Here is an 8,987-nt window from a genome sequence, read left to right on the forward strand (position 1 = left end):
TCAGTCGTTCCAGACGGGTCAACTGCGCGATCTCGGGCGGGATCCGGCCCACTAGGTTGTTCGAATCGAGTTCCAGGCGTACAACGCGTCCCGCCCCGTCGACGTCGACGCCGTGCCAGCTCCCGAGCGGCGCGTCCGTCAGCCAGTTGGTCCGTCTAACCCAGTTCGATCCGCCAGTGGCTTCGTACAGAACCGTCAATGCCCCGCGCTCCGTGACGGTCACTCGGATCTCGATCGACGCCGTCGCCGTGACACCATAGGCCGACATGACGGTGATCCGGTACCTCGTCGTGACGGCCGGCGACACCTCCCGCGAGCCGGACGGCTCCACTTCGCCGACCTCAGGTGTGATCGTCGCGCCCACCGCGTTCGTGGAGGACCAGGTCAACGTCGCCGTATCGCCCCAATCGATCGACGCGGGGGATGCGGACAGCGTCACCGTCGGCCGAATCGGGTCGATCACGGCAGGCGGCAGTGTGTTGAACGTGACGATCGCGCCGTCCGGCTCCAGTTCGAAGTGGAGCCCGATGACGGCAACCTCCTGATTGCAACCCACCCGCGCCGTTCCACCGGGAAAGCCTTCCGGAATCGACACGGCCTCGCGGAGCATCCACGCCACGTTGGTCTTCGCGGGCACCGTGATCGCCGCTGCGCCCCGGCTCATCCCTTCAGTGTCTTCCAGAACGATGCGGCACGCCGCGTCATCGGGCGCGTCGTTCGCGATGGCGAACCCGACGGTGCCTGACGCCGTCAGAACGGGAAACTGGAAAAGGTCGGCGGCCTGGGAGCTGAAGACCGTGGCCATGCCCACCGGCCTCCCCTCTCCTCCGATCGACGCGAATATCACCTGGGCCACGACGGGAACCATGCAATCGAGCGTGGCGTAGCCCGACGCCAACGCCGATTCGTTCCGCGTGCGCCACACCAGGTGACCGCCTGCTCCCGGCAGTTCGAAGGCCGCGCTGGAACCCGATGCCGTCACGCCGTCGGCCCTTTCGAATCGGTCCACATCCAGGCCGTGCAGTTGGACCGAGCAGGGGCCCGCTGACTGGGAAACGTTGGTGACCAGAAGGACAGACTGCCATCCGTGCCCGTCGGCGATATGCGGCAACAGGTGAATGCGTTTCGCCTGCGCGTCGGGTGGATAGGGGGACGTATCGAGAGCCGTCGGGGGCAGCGTGTTGAACGTGACGATGCTCCCATCCGGCTCCAGCTCGAAATGCAGTCCGATCATGGCGACCGGCTGATCGCAGGAAACCCTTGCCGACCCTTGGAGGAAGGTTTCCGGAATGGCGATGGCGGCGTTGAGCATTTGCGCCCGGTTGCTCTTCGAGGGAACCGACAGCGCAGCCTCGCCGAGAGACATCCCTTGGGCGTCCTGGAGGTCAATTTTGCAGGAGGCGTTGGCGTTTCCGTTGTTTGCGATCGCAAAGCCGAGCGTGCCTGCCCGCGTCAGGACCGGAAACTGGAATTCCCGGCCGCCCTGCGAGCTGAACACCGTGGCGATCCCCGCCGGCCGAGCCCCCTGGCCGAGCCACGCGAACACGACTTGCACCACGACGGGATCCACGCAATCGAGCGTCGCGTAGCCGGACGCCAACGCCGATTCGTTCCGGGTGCGCCATACCAGGTAGCCTCCATCCCCCGCCAGCTCGAACGTCGCGCTGGAGCCTGATGCCGTCACGCCGTCGGCCACTTCGAATCGGTCCGCGGTCAGGCCGTGCAACTCCAGCATGCAGAAGCTCACCGACTGCGCCACGTTCGTTACCACCAACGACGATCGCCACCCGTCGCCGTCGGCGATGTGCGGCAGCAGGTGAGAACGCTTCGCCTGCTGGTCGGTCTGGGCCAAGGCGGGCAGTGCCCACAGTAGGGCCATCAAGGACAGGGCGACTCTTCTCATGCGTTTCGCAACAACTCCAGTCCCGCGTTCGGGTTTCGCGCCCCGGGCGAGTGTGGTCTTGCGGGAAAGCTGCTTTTCCCAAACCGTATGGGTGCCTCCTCCGCGGCGCATAGATTGGTGGCGAGACCGGACTCGACCCGAGCAGTTTCACCCGCTCCGTTGGCGACCCGCCGGCCGGCAAGCAAAGGACACCACGACCCGACGTGCCTACTCCTGGTCTGTCCCCGCTGTCAGCGGAATCACCGGCAGGGTGATGAAGGTGCGGGTGCCGGGGTCCATTTCCAGTGCGATGGCGGAGAACAGATAGCCCCCCACTGAGGTGCAGCGCAGCGACCCCGAGAAGTCGGAGGTATCGGCACCGGGGAACGCCGCGTCGATGAGCCAGGAAGTCTGCCCGTTGGCTGCAACAGGGATAGTGACGGAGTCCTGCATCATGCCCTCTTTCATCAAATCGCACCGCACCAGTCCAGGAACCGGCTCCAGGTTGTGAAGCGCCACCCCCGTGTTGATTCCCTCCTGCTGGCGGCGCACCGGAATGAGGGCGTCGTGGAGGGTTGGGCTGGCCTCCACCACGCCCACCCCGACGTCGGGGTGCTGAAAGCGGAGCATCCCGCCGATCGGACCGCTCGAGACCACCCGCACCCATCCGGTCACCAGCTCTCCTCGGCCATGAGTAGAAATCCTGAGCACTCCCAGAGGCTCCATCGCGGTGCGGACCGTCAGAGCGCCGTCCTCGGCCACCTCAAGATCGCCCGTGAGGTCCACCACTGTTTCGGCGGCAATGGGATTGCCCTGCGTGTCATAGAAGTAAAGACCGGGGCGGGAAGGCTGGGTGGACGGATTCAGGAAGACCATATCGCTGATCCAAGTCCCGTTGGCAAAATGCGCAAAGTCCAGGGCAGCGCTATTGTCGCTGGATCCGATCGAGTCCGTGTCGAATTGACGGTGCACCGCCACAACCGGCAGTGTGGTGAAGATGCGATTGCCCGCATCTTGCTCCACGGCCAAGCTGGTGAACTGCCCCCCGCCGGGCGCGGCGCAGCGCACGGCCCCGAAGAAGTCCGACGTGGCGGTCGTGGCGAACGCCTCTTCGATGAACCAGAACGTCGCCCCGTTGGCTTCCAGAGGGATCTCGACCTCTTCAAGCACAGCCCCCTCGCTCACCAGTTGGCACCGCACCCGCATGGCTTCGTTTCCCAGGTTGTGGAGCGCCGCCGCCGTGCGAATCCCCCCCGCTTGGCGGCGGGCCGGGAAAAGGACATCCTGGGCAGGAGGGCTTGCTCCCGCTGCAGCCACCCCCAGACCTGGGACGCTATAACGCACCAACCCGCCGATGGGACCATAGGGGAGAACTTTCAGCGATCCCGCCACCAGCTCCCCTCGGCCGTGGGTTGAAATCGTGAGTTCGTCCAGCGGTTCCATCCGTGTACGGACGGTCAACCCTCCGTCCTCTCGAACCTCCAGATCGCCCGTCACATCCACGACGGATTCCGGGGCAACGAGGTGGCCCCCTTGATCGTAATAGTAGAGCGCGGGCTGGACCGGAAGGGAAGCCACATTCACAAGCACCACGTCGGAGGTGATGCCGGCGCCATTGGCGAAATAGGTAAAGTCCAGAGCCCCCGCTCCCGGAGTGGCCTCGGCAGGATGGGAAGCGCGGCTCTTGCCGTTCCGGTTGTTCACCGCCCGCACCTGAAAGGCGTAGATCGTGCCGTTGACGAGGCCGCCGACGGTATGCGAGGTGTCGGTGGAGCCGATGGAGGTCCAGCCCCGGGTCCGAAAGATCCAGTACTCGTAATCCGTGATCGGATAACCTCCGTCATTCTCCGGCGTGTCCCAGGACAACGTCACCGCCCCATCCTTGCCTTCCGCCTGCAGATTCCTGGGAGCATTCGGCGCCGGCGCGGGCCCGGTCGCGGCCCCCGTGTTGTTCACTACCGGCTCGTTGCTCAGTCCCTCCGCGGCGTTGCCCGCCGCGTCCCGGATCGGGTTTGCCCCCGGCCTGTAGCTCACCGTGATTCCCGTCTCACCAGGACTTGCGTCCGGAACCAGGCTCAGCACCACTGATCTCCCGCTCACCAAAACGTTGGAGACCGTTCGCGCCGAATCGCCGCCTGCCAGCGTGAAATCGCCTGCCGACGGCGTCGAGCTTCCGTTGAGCTCCTCCCCATAGGTCAGCGTCAGCATCGCCCCGTTAACCGCCGCCGAGGAAAGAGCCGGATCGACGACGTCCACAAGGTTCGGACGGAGGATGAAAAGTCCCTGCTCGATGACGCTGACAATCACGATTCCACTGTCAAAGAACGGATAGTTGCTCCACGTTCCGACATCGAGGTTGGTCGAGTCGATTCCGGGGTTGAAGTCAAAGAATGCCACTTCAGTCAGGTTGCCGTTGGCGATGTCGGTGACATCCAGGATGCGCAATCCGGCGTCGTAGTTCGACTGGTAGGTGTATCCTCCCTTGACGTACAGGTTGTGGTCGATCGCGCTTGTCGTGGAGTCGTGAGAACCGATGAGCACCGGCCCGTCGAGATCGCTCACGTCCCACAGGTAGGTGCGGGTATTCGTGACATCGGGGTCCTCCAGCTCATCCAACTCGTCGCCCAGCAAGAAGTAGGCCTGATCTTCCGTCAGCCATCCCTGGTGGGTGAACCTGGAACCGCTGTAGCCCGCGCGGGAGAGCATCTCGGGAACTGCCTTGTCGGTCACGTCGACGATCGTCAGCGTGTCCTCGTTCGAGTTGAAGCAGATCTCTTTCCCCTGGTGGTCAAGGTCAGGGCCAACATAGTTCACGCACTGTGCATCGTGGGTGTAGCCGTCGGCGCTGAAACAACCGGCCGAGGTCGGGTTCGTCGGCGTTTGAATGTTGATCATGTGCAACCCGCCGCTGCAATTGTTCGTGCCCAGGACGTAAGCAAAACCACTGTCTTCGTTGATCGCGACATTGTGAGCATGCGAGAAGCCGGAGTAGTGGGCGGTCTCGGAAAACGTGGCAGGTGGTGAGGCCACCGATCTCAACTGAGTCAGGTCAAAGACCTGCATGCCGCCGTCTTCTGCCTCCGTCACTATGAAGGCATGGTCCGCGTATACCTTGATGTCCCACCAGTGCGAGTCGGTGGAGTGAGGAGGAAGATTGCCAAGATAGATCGGATTGGCCGGGTCGCTGATGTCCACGAACGACGTGCCGTTGGTCCGGCCCATAATCGCGTACTCCTTGCCGGTCAAGGAATCCGTCCACCCCCAGATGTCGTTGGCTGTGTCGTCGCCGCTGCCGCCAATGTCGTCTAAAGCCAGAAACGACATCAGGTCGACGTTACTGCATGGGTAGGTTCCCGCCATCCCTTCGGAACAGATTGTTACCGCCTCCCCGAGCGTGGCGGCAAGCAGGAACAGTACCCCCGCCAACACGGCGAAGGCATTGGAGAAAAGAGGGTGCCTGCGACGCCTCTCAGGCCCGGAAGAAGGAGTTTCAGACGGGCAGGATAGGTGTGGGTAACGTCGGCGCGCAGAAGGCGCGCACGTGCCGACCTGGTCAGATGGTCCTTCCGCGACTCGTCGTCCGGCGCCAAATATGCCGGAAGCACGATGCGCGGATATACCCCCCCTACTTAGCTTGTTCAGATGCGGTGAGCCCATGATACTCGTTTGGCTGGCCGGGGGCTTCTCTCGTTTCTTGCCATGTGGACCCAGGTGATCCCCTTGACCCATGATCCGAGCATCCCTTAATGGGCTTGTTCCACAGGGGGGGAGGCAACCAATGGGTCTGCGCAATTTGCCAATGACTTTCAAGTTGCGGTCATTTGACGCCACGAGCTTGGTCCCCGGAGACGGAAACGGTCGATCCATCCTGCTCCGGCAGAGGCCACCCCTTCCTCCTCCGCTTGGTCAATCTTTTCTTCGACGGCGTCGCGGATCTATCGGATCTCCACGTGGATCCTCCAGAGGTAGACGTAGCAGGCGCCGACTCCGCCAGCAGGAGAAACTCAAACAAGCTGATCAAGACGTCACTCCTGAGATTGGGGCCGAACTCCCAGGTGTCCGACCCCTCACCCGACCCTGGACTCCTTGACCAATCTGATTACCCCGCCGGTTGTTGACCAGGCCACCGTGGATTCTGAACGGAATTGGGGGGAACCATCGGTGGCCGGCAGGAGTCCTGGACTCTCCGCGTCCAGAGAAGCAGGAGACTGGGGGCACCCCCAACACTGTCAATACAGCAGTTCCACTGCTATCAGGGCAACCGTGACGGCCACCATCATGGCGATGATCAGGATCACGCTCCCCTGGGGAAGTTGATCTTCAATTTCCGAGCGGATCTTTTCCACTTGCCGATTCTTCCGTAAACTCGGACCCGTGTTGCGTAGATGTTCCGGCCGAGCCGCTCAGCGATCAAATCGATGGGGATCCCGTCCTTGTAATCCCTCGCCGCTTTGAGTTCCTCGCTTGGGGTCCATCGCTGACCATACCTGTGCGGCGGATCAACCAACCCGGTCATGAATCGGTAGGTTGCCACCCTTGGGTCTTCCACTTTGCTGCTCATCTCCACCGCCGCGGCCACTGCGCCGGTTGCGCGAAAAGGCCCCTTGTCCACACGATCTCCAAAGGACCCCTGTCCGAATCGGAGCCCACAGTGCCCTCGTTCCGAATAACGCGCCCGATAGGGCCGACGCTGCCCTCGGACGACTCGACATCCTGGCAGTGCTCTTCGCACAGTCACCCCGAAACAAGGTTCTAACCAAATATGATACAACTAACTAATATATCCATTTAATATCCATATACTTTGATATAGTATTTCTAAGGTGTACAATGCTAGATGTTTCCTTGTCGGGCCGAATCTCGAGGCTATGGCATACTTGCACCGCCCCCAAACCCGGCACTCGCCGGTCCGCTGGGACGAGCGGGACGCCCGATCGAATCGATCAGGCGGCCTGGCTGAGGAAGAAGCAACGATGAAGAAGACCAACGAACCAGGGCCAGCGCCCACTACGGGGCGATCACGACCGTCGACGAGAGTGGCCGGCCGCAGGACTTCATCACCTCGGGCGTGAGCGAGGAAGAGGAACAGCGGCTGGCGACCTGGTTGCCTGACGGGCCGACGCTCTTCGAACATTTCCGCGACCTCGACGCACCGCTCCGCGTCGACAACCTGCCCGCCTATGTCCGGGCGCTCGGCTTCTCCTCCGACCTGATGCTGACGGACAGCTTCCAAGCCATGCCGATGCGCCATCTCGGGAAGCATGTCGGCATCTTCTTTCTGGGCAGCAAGCAGGACGGGGCGGGGTTCACCGACGAGGACGAGGAGGTGCTGGTGTTGTTCGCCGCGCAGGCGGCTATGGCGATCGCGAACGCCCGCACGCACCGCGACGAGCAACGCGCACGGGCCGACCTCGAGGCGCTGGTGGAGACCTCGCCGGTCGGCGTCGTGGTGCTCGACGCCGCGACCGGAAACGCGCTGTCGGTCAACCGGGAAGCCAGACGCCTAGTCGGCAGCCTGCTCGGTCCGGAGCGCCGGTTGGAGGACCTGCGAGAAGTAGTGACGATGCGCCTCGCCGACGGCCGCGAGGTCACGCTGGATGAACTGAAGAGCGCCGAGACAGTGCGCGGCCAGGAGGTCGAGCTGTCGGTGCCCGACGGACGCAGTGTGCGCATGCTGATCAACGCCACCCCGATACGGTTCGGGGACGGCGAGATCGAGTCGGTGGTGGTGACCATGCAGGATCTGGCGCCGCTGGAGGAGTTGGAGCGTCTGCGGGTCGAGTTCCTGGCCATGGTGAGCCACGAGCTGCGCGCGCCGTTGACCTCCATCAAGGGCTCGACGACGACGCTGCTCCACGCGCAGCGGGCGCTCGACCGGGCCGAGATGCGCCAGTTCATCCGCATCATAGACCGGCAGGCCGACCACATGCAGGGCCTGATCGGCGACCTGCTCGATGCGGGACGCATCGAAGCGGGGACGCTCTCGGTCGACCCCGAGCCGCAGGAGGTGGCGGCGCTGGTCGAGCAGGCGAGGGCCACCTTCCAGAGCGGCGGGGGCCGGCAGTCGATGTGCATCGACTGGATTCTCGGTGCTCTGCTGGTCTTGTTGTTGATCGGCTGGCTCGCCGACAGACTCACCTGAGGTCCCCGGCGTTAACCGCTCTCTTCTACCGGCGCATCGGCGGTCCTGGATCAGAAATCTGGATTTGCCGCAACTGCCGAGGTCGCTTCGCTGGACTCGATGCAGTCAATCGGTCCTCTGGGATTCATCACTCTCAGGGCTCAGAATCCTTACCCTTTCCCCAGATCAGGTAACGCGTCCAATCGTCCGCCGGGACAGGCCTGGGGTCGAACATGTCTGAGCGCGATTAGCCTGCCTCCATCCGGTTGCGGACCACATGCGCCAAAGTCGCCTCCATCACCTCCTGGAGATGGTCCGTCTTCAGCCATTGGGGAATACTGGCCACGGTTCTGTTCCCCCGCAGGCGCGGGATGAATCGGAGCAAGAAACAGATTCATCCAACGGCCCTGGAATGATCGACGATTTCGGTCTCTGGGGGTCAAGCAGATGCCGACGTATGGGTGAAACGGCTGGAAGGCAGCGATGTTCACCCAGCCGTTTCATGATTTCCACGACCACAATGCTTTTCTCTCAGAGGGCGAAACCCCTCGCAGTTGTGGTCGAGGACTTTTCCGAAGCCCCGCATCAGACACGGCACAACACGGATTTCCTGCCCCCAATGCGAAAAGGTGAAGCGAGGCTTTGCATCGCGGGTCCCTGCCGAAAGGCGGAAAGGCTGAAGACCCGGATCCGGGTTGTTCTGCTCAACCTGGCTTGAGTGTGGTCGGCCTTCGAGCCTGGCTCTCACCCGGGCTTGCCGGCCCTCCTGGCAGATCCCTACCAACCGGATGCCGCTTCCGTTCCCCAGTCCCCTGTCAGACCGCAGCAATAGTTGACTGCGGCAATGGTATCGGCATCGAATCGCGCCTTGTCCTCCTGTGCCAGCAGCCCCGTCTCAACCAGGAATGTGTTGATTTCCCTCAAGCCCTCATCCCGCTTCGGACCCGCAGGCAGCCCCTTTTCGAGAAAAGCCTGGAGCTTCAG

4 protein-coding genes and 1 pseudogene are annotated in these 8,987 nt (G+C 62.8%); 2 read left to right on the forward strand and 3 right to left on the reverse strand.

What is annotated here, in order from left to right:
• Together OXG98_04100 and OXG98_04105 are read right to left on the reverse strand one after the other, a co-directional pair.
• On the reverse strand, nucleotides 1-1,903 hold a 1,903-nt coding region (locus OXG98_04100; protein MCY3771186.1), incomplete at its 3' end, for a hypothetical protein.
• A 207-nt stretch (nucleotides 1,904-2,110) separates the two neighbouring features.
• Nucleotides 2,111-5,242 (reverse strand): choice-of-anchor B family protein, encoded by a 3,132-nt coding sequence (locus OXG98_04105; GenBank protein ID MCY3771187.1) that lies wholly within the window; start codon nucleotides 5,240-5,242, stop codon nucleotides 2,111-2,113.
• A 1,654-nt stretch (nucleotides 5,243-6,896) separates the two neighbouring features.
• On the opposite strand from OXG98_04105, the pseudogene OXG98_04110 reads away from it, so the two are divergent.
• Nucleotides 6,897-7,640: pseudogene (locus OXG98_04110) on the forward strand (PAS domain-containing protein).
• The gene (locus OXG98_04115) at nucleotides 7,617-8,024 is read left to right on the forward strand and encodes a hypothetical protein (GenBank protein MCY3771188.1); all 408 of its coding nucleotides are present in this window, start codon (nucleotides 7,617-7,619) and stop codon (nucleotides 8,022-8,024) included. The pseudogene OXG98_04110 and the gene OXG98_04115 overlap by 24 nt, the downstream one beginning before the upstream one ends.
• Before the next feature lie 756 nt (nucleotides 8,025-8,780).
• Here OXG98_04115 and OXG98_04120 read toward each other — a convergent pair.
• The coding region (locus OXG98_04120) for a hypothetical protein (GenBank protein MCY3771189.1) at nucleotides 8,781-8,987 on the reverse strand (207 nt) is incomplete at its 5' end.

The sequence above is a fragment of the Gemmatimonadota bacterium genome (assembly GCA_026706345.1).
GTDB lineage: Bacteria > JAAXHH01 > JAAXHH01 > JAAXHH01 > JAAXHH01 > JAAXHH01.